The organism is Macrococcus equipercicus (assembly GCF_004359525.2).
Classification (GTDB): Bacteria; Bacillota; Bacilli; order Staphylococcales; family Staphylococcaceae; genus Macrococcus; species Macrococcus equipercicus.
Map to the genome: position 1 here is coordinate 32,512 of NZ_SCWC02000008.1, position 19,506 is coordinate 52,017.

Here is a 19,506-nt window from a genome sequence, read left to right on the forward strand (position 1 = left end):
GGATTTAATGATAAGTCAAGAAACTTAAAACGTGACGTGCAAACTTAAATTCACGCATCGCGCTAATAAATACGACGATTGAGTTGACTGTTTTAGGGAATGAATAAGAATTGGCAATTAGACCATTACATATAAGAAAGAAGGAACTCAAGTGAACAAGAAAAATATATCTATCGGCACGGCAGTAGGTGTAGCAGCGCTTATGGCGAGTGTAGGAATAGCGATAGCGCAGAAGAAAGAACCTAGAACTGCTAAAGAATCATATGCAATGTACAATAGAGACCGTCTTGTTAAAGCTGCCTCAGACCAGCTGGAAGGTGTGAACCTCGAACTTGTCCGGTCAAAGGCGGAATTCATCATTGATCGTTCGGTTGAAGAAATACAGGACGCTATTCGGAACAATGAGCTGAACTATGAAATATTGACTGCGTTCTACTTGGATCGTATTTTGACGTTCGACCAGGCAGAGAATGGTATTAACGGGATTTCTGAGATTAATAGTGAAGCGCTGGAGCTTGCCCGCAAGTGCGATGCATCACCAGTCGTTGAAAAAGGAATTCTGTTTGGTATTCCGGTGACAGTGAAAGAAAATATTAATACTTCTGATATGATTACAAGTGTCGGCACTTATATGATGCGGGACTATATCCCGGCAGAAGATGCTGACGTTGTAAAACGCTTGAAAGAAGCGGGCGCCATTATTATGGCGAAAACCAATTTATCTGAACTGGCGAACTACATGTCGCCGAAGATGCCGAGCGGTTACAGTTCAAAACATGGTCAGACGCTTAATCCGTATAAGCCGCTTGAATTATCACCACTTGGTTCAAGTTCAGGTGCCGGGACAAGTACGACTGCTAATATCGGTGCTATTGCACTTGGTACAGAGACAACAGGTTCTATTGTCGCACCCGCTGCTTATACGTCAACAGTCGGCTTCAAGCCAAGCATCAACCGTACAGCAGGTGAAGGCGTCTTTCCGCTTGCGACGTCACTTGATGTCGTCGGGCCGATCACTAAATCAGTCACGGATGCAGTGTACGGCTACAACGCTATCACTGCCGACCGGTTAGACCGAATTGACATTGATGAAGTACGTGCAGGCAGCTTGAATAACAAACGCATCGGCGTGATTCAGGACGATCACGAGATGACGCAGCGCGCAATTGACTCATTGCGTCAGGCAGGCGCTGAAGTAATTGAACTGAAGTTCGACACATCAAATATTGATAATGTACCGGTTATCAATGCTGAATTCGGCCCGGCGGTAGAGCGCTACGCGAAGCAGCACAGCCTGCCATTCAATACGCTGGATGAACTGATTGCCTACAATAAGGAAGATATGAAGACGCGCGGCAAATACGGTCAAGGGCACGTTGAAACAGCAGCAGCCGCTGACAATAATCAAAGGCTTGTTGATGAGACCATTCATCATGCGGCAAGCTATTATGATGACTTGATCGACCGTCATCAGCTGGACAGCGTTGCGTATCTTGATTACGCTGGCACACTCGTAACAGCAGTGGCAGGTTATCCGGAAATCTCAATCCCGCTTGGTGTTGATAAAGACGGGGCGCCGCATGGTCTGACGATTACAGCAGAGATGGATGAAGACGAGAAAGTACTGCAGCTCGGCTACGCTTTTGAACAGCATCACCAAGGACGCCGCCGTTTGTCAGATGAAGAACTGAAAGCCAATTTAAAGCTATAACAACTAACAGCAGTGATCAAGGACTCCCTTAATCACTGCCTCTTTTTAATGGTCACAGAGCAGCTGTTTAATATACTGCTGGTCATCATGCTCGATTGTGCTGCCTCTGAAATGCTGAGGCTCGTTGATGCCGGTAAGAAGTATAATATCTTCAGCAGGATCAGTCGCTTTGATCAGTTGACTGATCCCTTCTTTTCTTGATGGTGATGACAGAACATGGTCGCTGTTATAACAGTCAGTTAAATGGTCAATCATCGTCGTCATGATAGTCTCGGGCTCGACATAGCCTACCTGCTCAGCTGCCAGCATCAGCTGATGGACGCCCGGCGGCAGCTGTTTGACGGTCAGCATAATCTTATCAAACCCTCGTAAGCCGATGCCGGTCACCATGACATTCAAGTTTTTCTGTTGTCTTGCGGCATACTTCAGTGCGTTATGAATGGATTCATTGACGGCAACTGGCGTATGGGCGAAGTCGAGTATGAATTCATAGCCTTGAATGTCCAGCACTTCAAACCGGTGGACAGGCGGCTGCACTTCTCCCGCATATTTCAGCAGCTGATTAATAGGGAAGCCGAGTTTATGCAGCGCGAACACACTCGTTGAGATATTGATGTAATTATGTTCGCCGAAAAATGAAGGATAAAGGCGGTGCTGCTCGCTGCCGACCTTGAGATCGATGTAGTCATCGTGTAAGTTGAACTGATAATAAGTGTCTGCATTACTGGAAAAATGGAAAGGGCCTTGTGCAAGTGAATGATATTCTCGAGTATCCATATTGACGATGTTATCCTTGCTTAACGCATCAAGCCGCAATTTGGCTTGAAGATAAGAGGCCATCGTCCCGTGATATTCAAGATGTTCCGGACTGAAATTAGTGAAAACTGCGAGGTCATTACTGATGAAATCTGTACGCTGCTGGTCGAGTGCGATAGAAGTCGCTTCATAAACAATATAGTCATACGCTTCTTCCGCGAAATATTTGATGATCTCAGCCAGCTCGAAATACATCGGAGTTGTTTGAGTGGAATGATTAAAATCAAGCTTATGATAATGGCAGTCGAAAATACCAAGCGTGCCGATAATACCTGTCTTCTGGCCTGAACATGTCAGCAGTTTAGCGATCATATGGCTTGTTGTCGTTTTACCGTTAGTACCGGTCACGGCGATGAATTTCAGGCGGCTGATAGCGTCATCGTAAAGCAGACGGATCAGCTGATTGGCCACCGCCGCGAAGTCACTGACCACTACTACTGGAATGCTGCTTTCTGCTAAAGCTATGTCTGTAATGATAAGTGCCGGCTTTTTCGCGACCGCAAGTTCAGCGTAGTGAGCCGCCTGCTCAGAGGATTTCAGCATGAAGATACTTTCATTCGTGATGTCCTGATACATTGATACGATGTGCGGCGTAAAGCCATCATCAGGCTTTAGATTGTTGCTTGTAATGATGTACTCTTCGATAGTTGCAAGCATGATAGGTATATTCATATAACCCTCCAAATTTATAGCATGGCATAAGGCACTGTTAAATCGACTTAGTATTTCAAGTATAAATTACTATTTAATAATATTATAGCTTATATAGACAGCTGTCAGATAATTTATATTTTCTGAATCCATTTTATATTTATAGTTTTTTATGATGGAGTATGCTACAGCTGAGTAAAAATCTGCTATTACATTTTATTAAAATATAGTAAATATTGTAATATAAACTAAATGTAAACTGTTATAACTTAATCAATGTCCACTAATTATTAAAGGCAGGTGAACTGATTATGCTGGAGACAACAGAATTATACCAATTACTGTATCACCATATGGGACCGCAAGGGTGGTGGCCGGCAGAAAGTGAAATTGAGATGATGCTCGGTGCCATTCTCGTGCAGAACACCAACTGGAATAATGTCGTAAAGTCACTCGCTAATATCCGGCAGATGACAGCGTTTGATCGTTATAAACTTGCGGCACTCACTACGGACGAAATAGCTGAGTTGATTCGTCCGAGCGGCTACTATAAGAACAAATCAAAAGCTGTGAAGACGCTGCTCGACTGGCTGGCACTATACGATTTTAATTACAGGCAGCTGTCAGATGATTACGGCACTGATTTGAGGAATGAACTGCTGAAGCTTCATGGCATCGGTCCTGAGACAGCGGATGTTCTTCTTGTCTACTTGTTTCATCGAGTCGAATTCATTCCTGACAGCTATACGAGGCGGCTCTATGCCCGCCTCGGTTACAGCAATACTGACAGCTACAACAAGTTCAAACAAGAAGTCGTGCTGCCGGCTGACTTCACGTCAGAAGATGCCAAGGAATTTCATGGGCTACTTGATGAATTCGGCAAGAAATATTTATCCAGCAGGTCAAAAGAGCGAGAGCACTTTTTGACTGAATACTTTATAAATTAATAAAAATTCCCTATTGATGAAACCAGGTGATATAAGCAGGCAGTGAAGTTCTCGACCGATTTGTGAGAGCTCAGCATCTTTACATTTTTGTAGAGATGCTTTTTCGGTTTAAAGTGTGATTGACATTAATTTTTCGAAACATTATAATTTTTAGATAATTGTGTTCGCACTTAGTACTCAGGAGGAAGTCATGAATAAAACAGTAGTTGTGTCAGGTTTAATGTTATTTTCACTATTTTTCGGGGCGGGTAATCTCATCTTTCCGCCGATGCTCGGGTACACAGCAGGTCAGCATCTCTGGATTGCGATGCTTGGCTTTGTAGTGACAGGTATACTGCTGCCGCTATTGACGGTCATTATCACCGCTTACTATGACGAGGGTGTAGAAGGTGCCGGTAATAAAGTTCACCCGGTATTCGGACTGATTTTTGCGATTGTCATCTACTTATCCATCGGAGCGTTATACGGCATTCCGAGAGCGGCGAATGTCGCCTACGAAATTGGTGTGAAAAGCATTTTCCCTGCTGCAGGTTATTGGCTGCTCATTGTTTTCTCGCTGCTGTTTTTTATCCTGGTCTATATCATCGCTTTGAATCCATCAAAGATGGCAGCGACACTCGGGAAAGTGCTGACACCTGTGCTGCTATTTGTCATCGCTTTACTCTCACTGTTTACGATAATGCATCCGGAACGCGCGCTGCAGCCTGCGCATGGTAAGTATATTCATGCGCCGTTTGTATCTGGATTACTTGAAGGCTACTTTACGATGGATCTTGTCGCTGCGCTTGCGTTCTCGGTAGTAGTCGTCAATTCATTTAAATACGCAGGGATCACTGATAAGAAGCAGATTGTCATCAGTATTTTTAAGGCCGGTATCATTTCATCGTCACTGCTGCTGCTGATTTATTTGTCGCTTGCCTATATGGGCGGCACTTCAAGTGCTCATGCATTTAAAGACGGAACAGATATTTTAACGTATCAGTCACTCCGAAACTTCGGCAGCCTCGGTAACCTGCTGTTTGCTGCGATTGTACTGCTTGCCTGTCTGACAACTTGTATCGGGCTCGTCAATGCCTGTGCTGAGTTTTTCCATAAAATTTACGGCAAGATTTCTTATCAGCGATGGGCACTCATTTTTTCTGTCATGGGCTTCTGTTTTACGACGCTTGGACTGGAGACAATATTAAGTCTTGCAGTGCCGCTGCTCATCTTTATCTATCCGGTGTCTATCGTTCTTGTCCTGCTGTCATGCGTCCAGGTCATCATTAAAGGACGGTCGAAATATTTGTTCATCCTGCCGGCTGCGGTCACGCTGCTTTTTTCAGTGCTGCAGATTATCGCGGAGCAGGTCGGATGGTTTCATGGATTCTATAATATGCTGCCGCTCTCATCACTTGGGCTTGCCTGGCTTGTTCCCTTCATGATATTCAGCTTTATCGGATTTATAATGGACCGTGTAATTCCTGCATCGCGTGTTGCTGCATAAAATTAATATAAGCCCATCCAGCCGCAGCCGGATGGGCTTCTTGTACTGTATAGGTATACAAAAATATGAAATTCGATTACAAAATGTTTATTAATACCAAATAGAGGTTATGTATTAAAAGTACAACGACTATATTCTTAGGAGGTTACTTTATGTTCTTACATGATAAACATTTACAGTTTGAAGCGAAACCGGTAAAACCAGATCCGTTAATGGCGAAGAAAGTTCAGGAGTTAATCGGTGGGCAATTTGGTGAGATGAGTGTAGCCATGCAGTACTTGTTCCAGGGCTGGGGTGTAAGAAAAGGTAACGAAAAATATAAAGATTTATTACTTGATATTGGTACTGAGGAATTAGGACATATTGAGATGCTTGCAACGATGGTCGGCCGTCTGCTGGAAGGTACGGACATTAAGCATCAGGAAGCGGCAGCGAAAGATCCGGTTGTCGGTTCAATTTTAGCTGGAATGAATCCGCAGCATGCGATTGTGTCCGGCTTAAATGCGCGTCCAGCTGACAGCGTCGGCAATCCATGGATGGGCAGCTATATTATTTCAAGTGGTAACCTGCTTGCAGACTTCCGTGCGAACTTAAATGCGGAATCTCAAGGTAGAATCCAGGCAGTCCGCATTTATGAGATGGCTGATGATCCAGGTCTTAAAGATATGCTGGCAGTACTGATTGCGCGTGACTCTTTCCATCAGAACTTATGGATGCAGGCCATTGCAGAACTTGAAGCGTCTGAAGGCAAAATTGTTCCTTCAACATTCGACCGTTCAAAAGAACGTACAGATATTGCCTTCTCATTGTATAACCATTCTGCAAGCTCAGAAGAAAGCAGCCTCGGTTCATGGGCAGGCGGCACAACTCCTGCCGGCGACGGCGAGTTCAATTACGTAGAAAAAATTCCTTTCGAAGGTGCAGTGCCAGAACTTGAGAACCCACCGGCATCACTGCATAATACATTACCACAGAACGATAACAAAAAATTATAAAATCAATGAGAACCATCCTGTTACTTCAGGATGGTTCTTTTTTGTCTTGACGCATAGAAGAGTAGATGACAATTCCAAAGGGTTGATACTTCGAACGAGGCGATACTCCCATTAGTCATAAGTAAGAAATACCAATAATTGCATCATCACTCTCAAAGTTGTGACGCAAAAACCGATAATTGCATCATCACTCTCAAAGTTGTGACGCAAAAACCGATAATTGCATCATCACTCTCAAAGTTGTGACGCAAAAACCGATAATTGCATCATAACTCTTTAAAGAAGACGGTTGCTTTCCATAGAGAAAGCACCGTCTTTTTTATGTTAATCACTATTCATTAAAACACTTCTATCAGAATAACGCCGATAATCATCAATAGAATGCCGAGTAACTGAATGCCGGTGACAGAAGTTTTCTTCGCTCCGAGCAGACCGAACTGATCAATCATCATACTGCAGAGAATCTGGCCGAACAGTCCGACAATGACGACAAGTCCTGTACCTACTATCGGTACGAGTGTCGCCATGCCGAGCACAAATATTGAACCGATCAGACCACCGGTAAGAATCCACCATGGCCGTCCTTGACCGAAAGCCAGTTTGACGTTAGGCAGCTTTCTCAAGCCGAGCGTGACTATCAGCAATAAGATGATCATTCCGACAGTAAAGGAAATGAAAGCAGCATGAATCGGTGAATGAAGAACACTGCCGAGGTGACCGTTAATAGGGGCCTGCGTTGCCATCATCATCCCGGCAAGAATGCCGAACAACTGAAACGGCAGTTTACTGCCCTGCGTCTCAGCTGGCATACCGCGTTTTCTGCGGTTCAGCACATCCGGCAAAACAACGATACATATTAATCCGACGACAAGAATAAGAACACCGACGCCGCGCATCAAAGTGAACGGCTGCTGAAGCGAGTTAAATAATCCGAAAGTATCAATCAGCATGCTGGCAATAATCTGCCCCATAATCGGCAGTAATACAGTCTGGACACCACCAAGCTTAGGGAACAGCAGTATATTACCAGTCAGACCGATGACACCAAGCAATCCGCCTATCCACAGCCAGGCCGGTTCTTCCGTAACTAAAGACGCGGGAAACAGCAGAGTACCTTTAGTCAGTAACGTAGCAATGCCGAGAAAAGTCATCCCGACCGTGAATGAAATCAGTGAAGCGACAAAAGGCGAGAGGACATAGCTGCGTAACCTCGAATTCACAGCCGTCTGCACCGGAACGCCGATTCCGATCAGTAACGCAAATAATAAAAAGAACACAATAAACCACTCCAATAATAAGGTATATCGTTATCATACACCTTTATAGAATGCTTTTAAAAAGAGAGAGTTTTCAAAAAAAGACATTATATCAAAGATATAATGCCTATTGACTATAAGTACTGCTCAAACATAATCGTATGGCCATCTGGATCTTCAATGACAAAATGAGCGGGACCTGTCGTTTCATATTCAAAAGATTTGACCGGTTCAATGCCTGCTGCACGAAGTTTTGCTTCAATCTCCCGGATATCCGGTGCATTTTGATTCTCCTGAAAGTCAGCATCCCATTTCGGATTGAATGTCAGTATATGACTGTCAAACATCCCTTGGAACAAACCGATCGTGCACTCACCATTTCTGACTACACACCATTTCTGGCTTAAGTCGCCCATAATCTGCTTGAAGCCGAGCTTCTTATAAAACTCCAGTGAAGCATTAATATCTTTTACTTCCAGACTTAACGAAAAGTTACCTAAATTCATGACTCAATCTCCTTTAGTATCAGCTATTACTATTAAAACATACATAGCACGGAAAATGGTCTAAGAAACTTGCAGCATCGCTCGGTTTCAGGAATAAAAGCTTGTCAGGCAGACACAGATATTTTTAACAGTGACGGTTGAAAATCAAGAACACGAATATCGTTCACTGACAAAAACTATTTTTCTAATATAGACACTTATCTATATTTCCTTTATTATATAGACGAACATCTATATTAAGGAGGAAGTATATGGACTACGAACGACTGTCCGCTGTGTTCAAAGTACTGTCAGACCGCAATAGGCTTGAGATTATTGATCTGTTGTCATGTGGTCCGCTCTGTGCATGTGATATTCTTAAACATTTCAATGTCACTCAGCCGACACTGTCTCATCATATGAAGCAGCTGAAAGATATGGATATAGTGACTTCATGGAAAGAAGGCACGCGCGTGATGTATGCGCTGAACCGTGAGACGACGAATCGTACCATGCAGTTCATTGAGCAGTTATTTACTGACAACACTCACTGTGTGTGCGACCAAATTACTAAAGAAAGTTGTTGTGAATCATGACCTGGATTGCTGTTCTTATATTTTTAATCACATTAACACTTGTCATCTGGCAGCCGAAAGGTTTATCAATCGGTTATTCTGCAGTCGGTGGGGCGCTGCTTGCTTTACTATTCGGCGTCGTTGACTTCAATGACGTACTCGCTGTAACTGGTATTGTCTGGAACGCGACGTTTACGTTTATCGCTGTCATTTTAATCTCTCTTATTCTAGATGAAATCGGCTTCTTTGAATGGGCGGCCCTGCATATGACGCATCTGGCGCGGGGAAATTCATTTCTGATGTTCATCTACGTCTGTCTGCTCGGTGCAGTCGTCGCAGCATTTTTTGCGAATGACGGGGCGGCATTGATTTTGACGCCAATCGTGCTTGCGATGGTGCGTAATCTGAAGTTTGATGAGAAGATGGTCTTCCCGTTCATCATTGCTTCCGGTTTCATTGCGGATACGACGAGTCTGCCGCTGATTGTCAGCAATCTTGTGAACATTGTATCTGCGGATTACTTCGATATCAGCTTTCTGGAATATGCCAAACATATGCTGCTGCCGAATATTTTCAGTCTGCTCGCAAGTATCATCGTGTTATGGCTTTACTTCGGCAGACGCGTGCCGAGACACTATGATGAGACGCAGCTGCCGGCACCTGCCTCAGTGATCAAGGATAAGACACTGTTCACTATGTCATGGATTGTCCTCGGACTGCTGCTGATGGGTTATTTACTCAGCGACGTCATTCATGTCCCTGTGTCACTCATCGCTGGAATCATCGCCTTAGTGTTCATTTTGTTTGCACGCCGAAGTGGTGCTGTGCATACTGCGAAAGTCATTAAAGGTGCACCGTGGGCTATCGTCTTCTTCTCTATCGGTATGTATGTCGTGATTTACGGCCTGAAAAACGTCGGTCTGACAAGCGTGCTTGCAAATCTGATTCATCACATCAGCCAGACCGGGTTGTTCGGTGCGGTGATGGGAATGGGATTCTTGTCAGCTGTGCTGTCATCCATTATGAACAATATGCCGACTGTGCTGATTGATTCTATTGCGATTCATCAGGCGCAGACAGCAGGGGCCATCAAAGAAGCGCTCGTCTATGCCAATGTCATCGGCTGTGACCTTGGTCCAAAGATTACACCGATCGGCTCACTTGCGACATTGTTATGGTTACATGTACTGCGTGGTAAAGGCGTCAAAATCTCATGGGGTACATACTTCAAGACAGGTATCGTCATCACGATTCCGGTGTTGTTCATGACACTTGTCGGATTATATTTATCGATGCTATTAAATTAAAAGGAGAATGACAATGAAAAAGAATAAGACGATATATTTCTTATGTACGGGTAATTCATGCCGCAGTCAAATAGCAGAAGGATTCGGGAAAAAATATTTACCTGAATGGAACGTATACTCCGCAGGGATTGAAACGCACGGCGTCAATCCTAAAGCGATAGAGGCAATGAAAGAAGTAGGGATTGATATTACTGAGCAGACGTCAGATAAAATAGACAGTGAACTGTTGAACAGTGCTGACTTAGTCATCACACTTTGTGATCATGCAAGAGACGTCTGCCCTGTGACACCGGCTCATGTGAAGACAGTGCACTGGGGATTCGACGATCCAGCCGGGCAGGACTGGTCAGTATTTCAGCGCGTCAGAGACGAAATTGGCACGCGTATTAAAGCATTCAGTGAGACTGGTGAGTAGGTAAATAAAATAAACCTGTAAATTTATTACAGGTTTATTTTAACAGGAAAGGGTAAATACCGAGCGATATGTTTAGCGGGAGTTAATGATATGAATAAAGAAAATCAGCTTGTTTTTACAGGTATTATATTTATCGCAATGGCTTATGGCATTTCGCGCTTTAGTTATGGTCTGCTGCTGCCTTATTTCAATGGGCCGCTGCAGATGACTAATCAAATATCTGGTCTGATTTCAGCGGTCTCTTATTTAACATATATACTCGGGCTGCTGTCGGTCTTTACTGTCTTCAAAAACGTCCAGCCGCGCGACGATCTGCTTATATCAGCTTTGTTATCGTTGTTCGGACTGTCATTGCTGGTGCTCTCCACTCATTATATGCTGTTTGGCATAGGAGTCTGCATACTCGGATTTTCTGCTGGTATGGCTACGTCACCATTCGGCTATATTATTAAAGAAGAAGTGACATATGGTTATCAGGATAGAAGCAATGCCTGGCTCAATACCGGCATTGGTCTCGGCCTTGTCATTATAGGACTGGTTGTCTTCTTCTTTAAAGGACACTGGCGGTACAGTTACTTTACGTTCATTGTACTCAGTGTACTGATCACACTTGTGAACTATAAGAAGCTGCCGTTTGTTAATATGGGACATTTGAACTATAAGATGGATCTACGGTATATTTTCTACGGCAGAAAGCTGATTCTTTCCACAGTGCTGCTCGGTATCGGGACATCAGCGTACTGGACGTATTTCCAGTCCTATATTTATGAGACGGACTTCAAACAGTGGACGAGTCTGTTCTGGGTGACGCTCGGTCTCGGCGGCCTGCTCGGCGGTTTTGCCGGACGTGCCTTTGAGTTGTTCGGTCTGACGCGCATCCATATATTCACAGGATTATCACTTGCTGCTGCCAACGTCATGTTAATACTGACTCAGAACAGTATGCTGATGGCAGCTTCAACGGTATTGTTCGGCATGATTTACGTGTTCAGTATGGGTGTGTATGCTTTCTGGAGTTCAAGGCTCTATGTGGAGTTCCCATCGATGGGTATTATCATCACATTTGTGACGCTTGCTGCCGGTCAGTTCCTCGGAACATTCTTCTCGGGGTTTATACTGGAAGTCACAGGATTCAGAGGATTGTTCATTGTCTATAGTATATTGAGTCTAGTCACTATTCTGTTCAGGCCATTTGCCGAAGAACTGGAAGAGCTGTAGTCAGCGGCAATAAAGCGGTCCTTTTTTATTGCCGCTGACTCAAATAAATAGACAAAAAAAGACATCTCCTAGGAGATGTCTTGAAGGTTAAATTATAATTTAACGATGTTAGCTGCTTGAGGACCACGTTGGCCTTCTTCGATGTTGAATTCAACAGCTTGTCCTTCTTCTAATGTTTTGTAGCCGTCGCCTTCGATAGCGCTGAAGTGAGCGAATACGTCGTCTCCGCCTTCAACTGAAATGAAACCGAAACCTTTTTCTGCGTTAAACCATTTAACTGTACCTTGTGTCATGTGTAATGACCTCCAAATAATTATTACTAAATCAGAATTTCTCAAAAAGAAATTCACACGTTACAAAAGTATTAACAAACCACGTTACTTTTGTACCATGTGAATGCGTTGCCTTTTAAACGTTCGATTTAATTACTCTTAGTATATAACACATAAATGGCTTTGTCCAGTAAAGTATCAATTTATATTAATAGAAATTATATTAGTTTGAAATAATTGGACAATTCAGCGTTAAATTCTACGGTATTTCTTTAGTGCTGCAACGTTCAGACCGATGAACAGCAATGCAAATACAGCGAGAACGATGATATCTAAAGTGACAGCGCTGAGCGGCCACTCTTTGTACATGATTTTCTTCAGTGCATCTCCAGCGTAGTACAGCGGCATAATTCTGGCAAGTACTTGCAGCCAGCCCGCCATATTTTCAAGTGGAAACAATCCTGAGAGAAAGGCTTGCGGTACAATGACGAGCGGGATGAACTGAATCATCTGGAACTCCGACTTGGCGAACGCTGATAATAACAGCCCGAGTGACAATGCGACGAGTGCCACAAACAAGTTGACGACAATTACTTGCAGGATGGTCTTAGGTGCAGCAATGCCGAGTACGAAGACAGCGAACAGGACGATGACAAGTGTCTGGATTGATGCAAGCAGTCCGTAGCTGATGACATAGCTGAGTGTCACTTCGTATCTTTTTACCGGTGACAGGAGCATCCGCTCAAGCGTACCTGTCGTCCGTTCTTTCAAGAAACCGATACCTGCAATAAGGAAGACGAAGAAAAATACGAAAAAGCCGATGAGCACTGGTGACAAAGTGTCAAAAGCTGATGTATCTTTACTGCCGTAAATATAATCAGTCTTGACCGTCGTCTGTTCTGGTTTATTGACTGTCATATTTTTTGTCGGACTGAACGGGATTTTATTGAGTACTTGAGTGAGGTCTTTAAGCTGTGCTTTCATATCATCGATTAACGTGCTCTGTGTTTTCTGCTGGTAAATCTGATTGACCAGCAGCTTAATTTTGTTCGCAATAGCCGGGTCATCATTGAGCAGCTTGATAGTCACTTTATCTTTAGTTTTGATCACTATGCCGTCCAGCTGATGATCTTCCATAAAGGACTTTAAGTCAGACGGCTTATTCCTGTAATCCGTCACAGTCATTTCACTGTCTTCTAGTCTATCTACTATAGAAGGTTCAATATTTACAGTGCCGATTGCAGGTTTCTTCGTGCTGTTGTCAAAGGCTGCGTGCATGAGCGTCAAAATGAATAGCGGCGCAATGAACAGCATGGCAAGTGTCCGTTTATCTCTCAGCTTCTCAAGCAGTATGCGTTTGACGATTCCTGTCATTCTCATAGCGGCACCTGCTTTCTGCCGGCCTTAATGAAGACATCATCGAATGACGCTGCATGATACTGAGTCTTCAAATGATAAGGCGTGCCTGATGCCAGTATCGTACCATCTTTGATCATCGCGATATAGTCACAGCGTTCTGCTTCATCCATTACGTGCGTCGTCATAATAATCGTCTTTCCTTGCGCTTTAAGTTTCGCAAGCTCCTCCCATATTGACCGGCGCAGTTCCGGATCGATGCCTACGGTCGGCTCATCCAGTATAATAATCGTCGGATTGTGCAGCAGTGCGATCGCCAGTGACAAGCGCCGCTTCATACCGCCTGAATACTGGCTGACTTTCTTGTTCAGATCGTTTTCCAGACCGACAAGACCTGCTGTATAAGCGATGCGTTCTTTCGCGACATTCTTCTTAAGTGAATATAAAGAACAGTAGAATGCCAGATTCTCACGTCCCGTTAACTCGCTGTACAAAGCATCAGACTGTGCCATAAAGCCGACGTGCTGCATGAGCGATCTATCAGGGACTACTTTATCAAGCACATAAATACTGCCGGCAGACGGATAGTCAAGCCCTGCAATCATCCGCACAAGCGTTGTCTTGCCCGCACCAGACGGCCCGATAAAGCCGTATATTCTGCCGCTGTCCATATCGAAGTCGATACCAGTCAGCACTTGAGCATTACCGAAGGATTTGGAGACATTATTAATAATAATCTGTTCTGCCATAGGGCACCTCCATAAGTTGGACTTTCTTACATTATAACGATATATGGCTCACAGTACCTATATGATTGATTAATCGATTATATTGAAGATTTCATGTACAATGTAAGCGTAACCTAAAATGATGTGAGGGGTGACGGCAGTGGAAGTGAGGATTGAAGAGAAAGACGCATTTAATATCGTCGGTGTGACTAAACGAGTGCCTATCCGCTTTGAAGGATTAAACGCGGAAATCATAGAACTTGCACAGAGCATCACTGCATCACAACATGACACGATGAATTGCTTGAATGATTTATATCCTCATCAAGTCGTCAATGCTTCCTTTGACTTTGACGACACGCGCTTTGAAGGAAAAGGGGAGCTGACGCATATGATCGGTTTCATCACAGCGAAAGACAACCCGACAGACGAACTGAAGCAGCTGCATGTCGAAAGCGGCACATGGGCCGTATTCCCGAGCACAGGACCATTTCCGCAGACCCTGCAGGATATATGGGGGATGATTTATGCAGAGTGGCTGCCGGAATCAGATTACATAGTGACAGCAGGCCCGGAAATATCATTCACGCAGAACAACAACAGTGAAATAAAATACAGCGAAATATGGCTGCCTGTTAAGAAGAAGTGAAAAAATATTAAGAGTGAAGCAGAGCGGTTGTATTGCTGCTTCTTTTTTGTGTAAATTTGGTATTGAGTCAGATTGACAAAACCCATATTGTCTGCAGAAACACAAAGGACTTAAAATGTAGACCAAATTTGAAATGAAAATGGCCCACATTTTGATTTGTGGACCAAATTTGAAATGAAAATGGGCCATATTTTGATTTGTGGACCAAATTTGAAATGAAAATGGCCCACATTTTGATTTGTGGACCAAATTTGAAATGAAAATGGGCCACATTTTGATTTGTGGACCAAATTTGAAAGAAAATGGCCCGCATTTTGATTTGTGGACCAAATTTTGAGTGGATAACATCGTCACATTTTTTGTGCTGGACAGCGGGAGTGATGCAGAGCGGTTCAGTGAGCGTTCTAATACTCTGCTGATCCGGGATTTCTCAACGGAAGTAGCACTCGGACAGCTGCCGGAGTTAGCAGCAGTCAGTTCATCTGTTTGACAATAGTACCCTTAGGGGGTATGATTACTATGTAACAGGAGGTGTTGCCATTGACAGAAGAACGCAGGAGCCACCATCCTGATCATGTCAAAAAAGATATGGTCAACCGTCTGAACAGAGTAGAAGGGCAGATCCGCGGGATTAAAGGGATGATAGAGAAAGATGTCTACTGTGATGAAGTGATCACGCAGTTATCAGCTGCCCAGTCAGCGCTTAACAGCGTGGCGAAAATACTGCTTGAAGGTCACTTGAAAGGCTGCGTTGTCAACCGGTTGAACGCCGGTGATGATGAAGTGCTGGATGAATTGTTAGTCACGATGCAGAAGTTAATGAGAAAATAACAAGGAGTGGTTAATATGGCAAACCAAACATTGAACGTACGAGGTATGACTTGTGAACACTGCCGTTCAGCTGTAGAAGAAAGTGTCAGTGCAGTTGAAGGGGTAAACGATGTGACCGTGAATCTTGAAAGCGGGGAAGTCGCTGTAGGATTTGACGATACGAAAGCCGCTGTCGAAGATATTAAAGATGCCATCGAAGAGCAGGGCTACGAAGTGATTCCGACAATAGAATAGTGAGAGAGTGCGAATTTTTCGCACTTATTTTTTAATTTAAATATACCCTGGTATGGTATAGGAAGGTGAATAAATGAAACCGCACAAAACAGAGCTTGAGATCACAGGTATGACGTGTGCTGCCTGCTCCAGCCGTATAGAGAGAGTGCTGAACAAAATGGAAGGCATTGATGAAGCGAATGTCAATTTAGCGCTGGAACATGCAACAGTGACTTATGACCCGGACATGACTGATGCGGCGCATATTATAGCGCGGATTGAGAAACTTGGCTACGGCGCATTCCAGGAAGTAGACTCACAACAGACAGAAGATATAAGGGGCGAGGAGTCACGCCGGCAGCTCATTAAGTTCATCGCTGCTGCGGTATTGTCGCTGCCATTGTTATGGACGATGCTCGGTCACTTTAAGCTGACGTCTTTTCTGCGGGTGCCGGTGCTCCTGATGAATCCGTGGGTTCAGCTGCTGTTTGCCACGCCGGTGCAGTTCATTATCGGCCGGCAGTTCTACACAGGTGCCTATAAAGCACTGAAAAATGGCAGTGCCAATATGGATGTCCTTGTTGTACTCGGTACATCAGCGGCTTATGGCTATAGTGTCTACCAGATGTTTAAAGGACATCATACGCACCTTTATTTTGAGACGAGTACTGTACTGATCACATTAATATTGCTCGGGAAATTATTAGAAGCAAGAGCGAAGGGTAAATCGTCCGGCGCTATAAAAGCACTGATGGGGCTGCAGGCTGAAACAGCAGTGGTCAGCCGTAATGGCGAAGAACTGACGATTCCGTTAGCAGAAGTCATCATAGGAGACATCGTGCAGGTGAAACCCGGGGAAAAAATCCCAGTTGACGGTGAAATGCTGGAAGGACAGTCAGCGGTGGATGAATCAATGCTGACAGGTGAAAGTCTGCCGGTCGACAAAAGTGCGGGTGACACGCTTTACGGGGCGACGCTTAATAAGAACGGCTTTATTACGATGCGTGCAACGAAAGTCGGTAAAGAGACAGCGCTCGCACAGATTATTAAAGTCGTCTCTGACGCTCAAGGTTCGAAAGCACCGATTCAGCGTCTGGCTGACCAAATTTCCAATGTTTTTGTGCCGATTGTCATCACTCTTGCACTGGCGGCCGGACTCATCTGGTATATGTTCGCTGCGCCGGGCAACTTTGCCCAGGCACTTGAAATTACAATCAGCGTGCTCGTCATCGCCTGTCCGTGTGCGCTCGGACTCGCGACGCCGACATCAATTATGGCAGGATCCGGGCGTGCTGCTGAAGCGGGCGTATTGTTCAAAGGCGGAGAGTTTCTTGAGCAGACGGGCCGAGTCAATACAGTGGTGATCGATAAGACCGGGACAGTGACGCATGGTCAGCCTGTGCTGACAGATATCATATCAGTCGATATGCCGCATGCAGAGCTGCTGACACTTGCTGCTTCTGCTGAGAAGCAGTCGGAACATCCGCTTGCTGAAGCGGTCGTCAACAAAGCAGCAGCGGAAGAGCTGACATTAGTTAAGCCTGACCAGTTTCAAGTAATCCCGGGCTATGGTATTCAAGCAGTCATCGCCAGCCGTGAAATCATCATCGGCACTGAGCGACTGCTGGCATCAGTCTCTGTCGATGAACACGTGCTGGAACAGATGCATGCATTTGAAGCAGATGGTAAGACAGTCATGCTGATTGCTGTCGACAATAAGTTCGAAGGGCTGATCGCGGTTGCTGACACAGTGAAAGAAACCTCGGGAGAAGCTGTGGCACGCCTGAAATCTCTCGGTGTGGCAGTCATCATGCTGACTGGAGATAACAAGAGGACAGCAGAAGCAATCGGCAGACAAGTAGGTGTGGATCAGATCATTTCAGAAGTGCTGCCGGAAGACAAGGCGAAAGTAGTGCGCAGGCTGCAGTCAGAGGGCAAGACAGTAGCAATGGTCGGCGACGGTATTAATGATGCACCGGCACTTGCCACAGCGGACATCGGTATGGCAATCGGGACAGGGACTGACGTTGCAATGGAAGCAGCCGATATTACATTGATCCGCGGTGATTTGAACAGTATTGCTGATGCGCTCATTATGAGCCGGAAGACGATGCGCAACATTAAGCAGAATTTGTTCTGGGCATTCGGCTACAATGTCATTGGTATCCCTGTCGCAGCACTTGGTCTGCTTGCGCCGTGGGTAGCGGGTGCTGCGATGGCATTCAGCTCAGTCTCTGTTGTGCTGAACGCTTTACGGCTGCAGCGGATGAAGATTAAATAGTATATTCATTTACAAATTACTTCGGCTTCCGATATAATGTGAATAATAAAACACTGGGGTGATTGGATGAAACAGTTTACTGAACAGATCAAAAAATATGCTGAAGTCATTGCGAAAGTCGGATTGAACGTGCAGCCGGGCGAAACAGTTGTCGTGCTGTCAGACGTCCGTGCACTTGATTTAGTGCGCGCGTTTACAACAGCGAGCTATGAGCTTGGAGCGAAGAAAGTCATTGTTGAGCTGTCTGACAGCACGCTTCAGCAGGACCATATGAAATATCAGTCTATCGAAACTATTGAAGACTTACCACCTTATTTAAAAGTGAAAAACGACTATTACTTGCAGGAAAAAGTATCAATGCTGTTTATTCACGCGACATCTCCTGAAAGCCTGAAAGATGCTGCTCCTGAAAAACTTGCGGCAGCTAATCGTGCCGGCCGTGAAGTATCAAAGGAACTCAGTGATTCACGCATGCGTCATGACCAGCCGTGGTGTATCGTCGGCTACCCGGGTCCAGAATGGGCGAAGCTTGTCTTCCCTGACTTAGCAGAGGAAGAAGCAGTAGCTGAACTGATGGAAAATATATTGAAAACAGTGCGGGTGGATCAGGAAGACCCAGTAGCCGCATGGAATGCCCACGGTGATTTTCTGAAGTCACGTGCTAAATGGTTAAGTGATTTCAACTTTGACCGGCTGAAATATACGGCACCGGGCACTGACCTTGAAATCGGTCTGATTGACGGCTCACAGTTTGCAGGCGGCGGCCATAAAAGCCGCGGTAACCTTGATATTAAAGTCAATATGCCGACAGAAGAAGTGTTTACGTCACCGGATTACCGCCGGGTGAACGGTGTCGTCAGCAATACGCTGCCGCTGAGTTACGCAGGACAGATCATCGATCACTTCAAGCTGACTTTTAAAGATGGTGTAGTCACTGACTTTGAGGCAGAACAAGGCTTTGATGCCCTGAGAGAACTGCTGGATACGGACGAAGGTGCAAGACGACTAGGAGAAGCAGCGTTAGTACCGGTTGATTCACCGATTTCGAACTCCGGTATTCTTTATTACAACACATTGTTCGATGAGAATGCATCATGCCACGTTGCTCTCGGCAAAGCTTATCCAGGACCAGTGCCCGGAGCAAACGAGATGACCGAGGAAGAGCGCGATGCAGTCGGCTTGAACAGCTCTTTAACACACGTCGACTTTATGATCGGCAGCAAAGAACTCGATATCGACGGCATCACAAGAGATGGTAAAGTTGTCCCTGTGTTCCGTCAAGGGAACTGGGTGGAATAATCAAGAATGGACGGT

20 protein-coding genes are annotated in these 19,506 nt (G+C 44.9%); 14 read left to right on the top strand and 6 right to left on the bottom strand.

Annotated features, from left to right (window positions below; genetic code table 11):
• The first annotated feature begins 151 nt into the window (after nucleotides 1-151).
• Nucleotides 152-1,711 (top strand): amidase family protein, encoded by a 1,560-nt coding sequence (locus ERX35_RS09465; protein WP_149459658.1) that lies wholly within the window; start codon nucleotides 152-154, stop codon nucleotides 1,709-1,711.
• Between the two features lie 45 nt (nucleotides 1,712-1,756).
• On the opposite strand, the gene ERX35_RS09470 is transcribed toward ERX35_RS09465, so the two are convergent.
• Entirely contained in the window at nucleotides 1,757-3,199 is a 1,443-nt protein-coding gene (locus ERX35_RS09470; protein ID WP_149459659.1) for a Mur ligase family protein, read from the bottom strand.
• 290 nt (nucleotides 3,200-3,489) lie between these two features.
• Here ERX35_RS09470 and ERX35_RS09475 point away from each other — a divergent pair, with 290 nt between their 5' ends.
• From ERX35_RS09475 to ERX35_RS09485, 3 genes are all read left to right on the top strand, one after another.
• A complete protein-coding gene (locus tag ERX35_RS09475; RefSeq protein WP_149459660.1) occupies nucleotides 3,490-4,125 on the top strand; it encodes an endonuclease III domain-containing protein in 636 nt (211 codons plus the stop codon).
• A 190-nt stretch (nucleotides 4,126-4,315) separates the two neighbouring features.
• The gene (gene brnQ, locus ERX35_RS09480; RefSeq protein WP_149459661.1) at nucleotides 4,316-5,611 is read left to right on the top strand and encodes a branched-chain amino acid transport system II carrier protein; all 1,296 of its coding nucleotides are present in this window, start codon (nucleotides 4,316-4,318) and stop codon (nucleotides 5,609-5,611) included.
• A gap of 152 nt (nucleotides 5,612-5,763) precedes the next feature.
• On the top strand, nucleotides 5,764-6,606 hold the full coding sequence (locus tag ERX35_RS09485; protein WP_149459662.1) for a manganese catalase: 843 nt from the start codon (nucleotides 5,764-5,766) through the stop codon (nucleotides 6,604-6,606).
• Nucleotides 6,607-6,944: 338 nt separating this feature from the next.
• Here the strand turns inward: ERX35_RS09485 and ERX35_RS09490 are convergent, their stop codons facing one another.
• Nucleotides 6,945-7,883, bottom strand: a complete 939-nt coding sequence (locus ERX35_RS09490; protein WP_149459663.1) for a DMT family transporter — start codon at nucleotides 7,881-7,883, stop codon at nucleotides 6,945-6,947.
• Nucleotides 7,884-7,996: 113 nt separating this feature from the next.
• Nucleotides 7,997-8,368: a VOC family protein gene (locus ERX35_RS09495; protein ID WP_149459664.1), complete on the bottom strand. Its 372-nt coding sequence runs from the start codon at nucleotides 8,366-8,368 to the stop codon at nucleotides 7,997-7,999.
• A gap of 251 nt (nucleotides 8,369-8,619) precedes the next feature.
• Here ERX35_RS09495 and ERX35_RS09500 point away from each other — a divergent pair, with 251 nt between their 5' ends.
• The 4 genes from ERX35_RS09500 (at nucleotide 8,620) to ERX35_RS09515 (ending at nucleotide 11,862) form a co-directional block, all read left to right on the top strand.
• Nucleotides 8,620-8,943: an ArsR/SmtB family transcription factor gene (locus tag ERX35_RS09500; protein WP_149459665.1), complete on the top strand. Its 324-nt coding sequence runs from the start codon at nucleotides 8,620-8,622 to the stop codon at nucleotides 8,941-8,943.
• Nucleotides 8,940-10,229, top strand: a complete 1,290-nt coding sequence (locus ERX35_RS09505; RefSeq protein WP_149459666.1) for an arsenic transporter — start codon at nucleotides 8,940-8,942, stop codon at nucleotides 10,227-10,229. Before ERX35_RS09500 ends, ERX35_RS09505 begins: the two co-directional genes overlap by 4 nt.
• A 13-nt stretch (nucleotides 10,230-10,242) precedes the next feature.
• Nucleotides 10,243-10,644: an arsenate reductase (thioredoxin) gene (arsC, locus tag ERX35_RS09510; RefSeq protein WP_149459667.1), complete on the top strand. Its 402-nt coding sequence runs from the start codon at nucleotides 10,243-10,245 to the stop codon at nucleotides 10,642-10,644.
• Nucleotides 10,645-10,734: 90 nt separating this feature from the next.
• Nucleotides 10,735-11,862, top strand: a complete 1,128-nt coding sequence (locus tag ERX35_RS09515; RefSeq protein ID WP_149459668.1) for an MFS transporter — start codon at nucleotides 10,735-10,737, stop codon at nucleotides 11,860-11,862.
• A 92-nt stretch (nucleotides 11,863-11,954) separates the two neighbouring features.
• Here ERX35_RS09515 and ERX35_RS09520 read toward each other — a convergent pair whose 3' ends face one another.
• The 3 genes from ERX35_RS09520 to ERX35_RS09530 all read right to left on the bottom strand — a co-directional run bounded on the left by ERX35_RS09520 (nucleotide 11,955) and on the right by ERX35_RS09530 (nucleotide 14,239).
• Nucleotides 11,955-12,155, bottom strand: a complete 201-nt coding sequence (locus ERX35_RS09520; RefSeq protein WP_133444102.1) for a cold-shock protein — start codon at nucleotides 12,153-12,155, stop codon at nucleotides 11,955-11,957.
• A gap of 231 nt (nucleotides 12,156-12,386) precedes the next feature.
• Nucleotides 12,387-13,514 carry an ABC transporter permease gene (locus ERX35_RS09525; RefSeq protein WP_149459669.1) on the bottom strand — a complete coding sequence of 376 codons (1,128 nt, stop codon included), beginning with the start codon at nucleotides 13,512-13,514 and terminating at the stop codon, nucleotides 12,387-12,389.
• Nucleotides 13,511-14,239 (bottom strand): ABC transporter ATP-binding protein, encoded by a 729-nt coding sequence (locus tag ERX35_RS09530; RefSeq protein ID WP_149459670.1) that lies wholly within the window; start codon nucleotides 14,237-14,239, stop codon nucleotides 13,511-13,513. The genes ERX35_RS09525 and ERX35_RS09530 overlap by 4 nt, the downstream gene beginning before the upstream one ends.
• A 139-nt stretch (nucleotides 14,240-14,378) precedes the next feature.
• Between ERX35_RS09530 and ERX35_RS09535 the strand changes: the two genes are divergently transcribed.
• The 6 genes from ERX35_RS09535 (at nucleotide 14,379) to ERX35_RS09550 (ending at nucleotide 19,491) form a co-directional block, all read left to right on the top strand.
• On the top strand, nucleotides 14,379-14,867 hold the full coding sequence (locus ERX35_RS09535) for a GyrI-like domain-containing protein (protein WP_211360012.1): 489 nt from the start codon (nucleotides 14,379-14,381) through the stop codon (nucleotides 14,865-14,867).
• A 337-nt stretch (nucleotides 14,868-15,204) separates the two neighbouring features.
• Nucleotides 15,205-15,357 carry a hypothetical protein gene (locus ERX35_RS11485; protein WP_170234605.1) on the top strand — a complete coding sequence of 51 codons (153 nt, stop codon included), beginning with the start codon at nucleotides 15,205-15,207 and terminating at the stop codon, nucleotides 15,355-15,357.
• A 98-nt stretch (nucleotides 15,358-15,455) separates the two neighbouring features.
• Nucleotides 15,456-15,698: a metal-sensitive transcriptional regulator gene (locus ERX35_RS09540; protein ID WP_149459711.1), complete on the top strand. Its 243-nt coding sequence runs from the start codon at nucleotides 15,456-15,458 to the stop codon at nucleotides 15,696-15,698.
• 15 nt (nucleotides 15,699-15,713) lie between these two features.
• Nucleotides 15,714-15,932, top strand: a complete 219-nt coding sequence (gene copZ / locus ERX35_RS11490) for a copper chaperone CopZ (RefSeq protein ID WP_170234606.1) — start codon at nucleotides 15,714-15,716, stop codon at nucleotides 15,930-15,932.
• A 73-nt stretch (nucleotides 15,933-16,005) separates the two neighbouring features.
• Nucleotides 16,006-18,192, top strand: a complete 2,187-nt coding sequence (locus ERX35_RS09545; RefSeq protein WP_170234607.1) for a heavy metal translocating P-type ATPase — start codon at nucleotides 16,006-16,008, stop codon at nucleotides 18,190-18,192.
• Between the two features lie 66 nt (nucleotides 18,193-18,258).
• Complete coding sequence (locus ERX35_RS09550; protein WP_149459672.1) at nucleotides 18,259-19,491, top strand: aminopeptidase; 1,233 nt, start codon at nucleotides 18,259-18,261, stop codon at nucleotides 19,489-19,491.
• Nucleotides 19,492-19,506 lie beyond the last annotated feature (15 nt).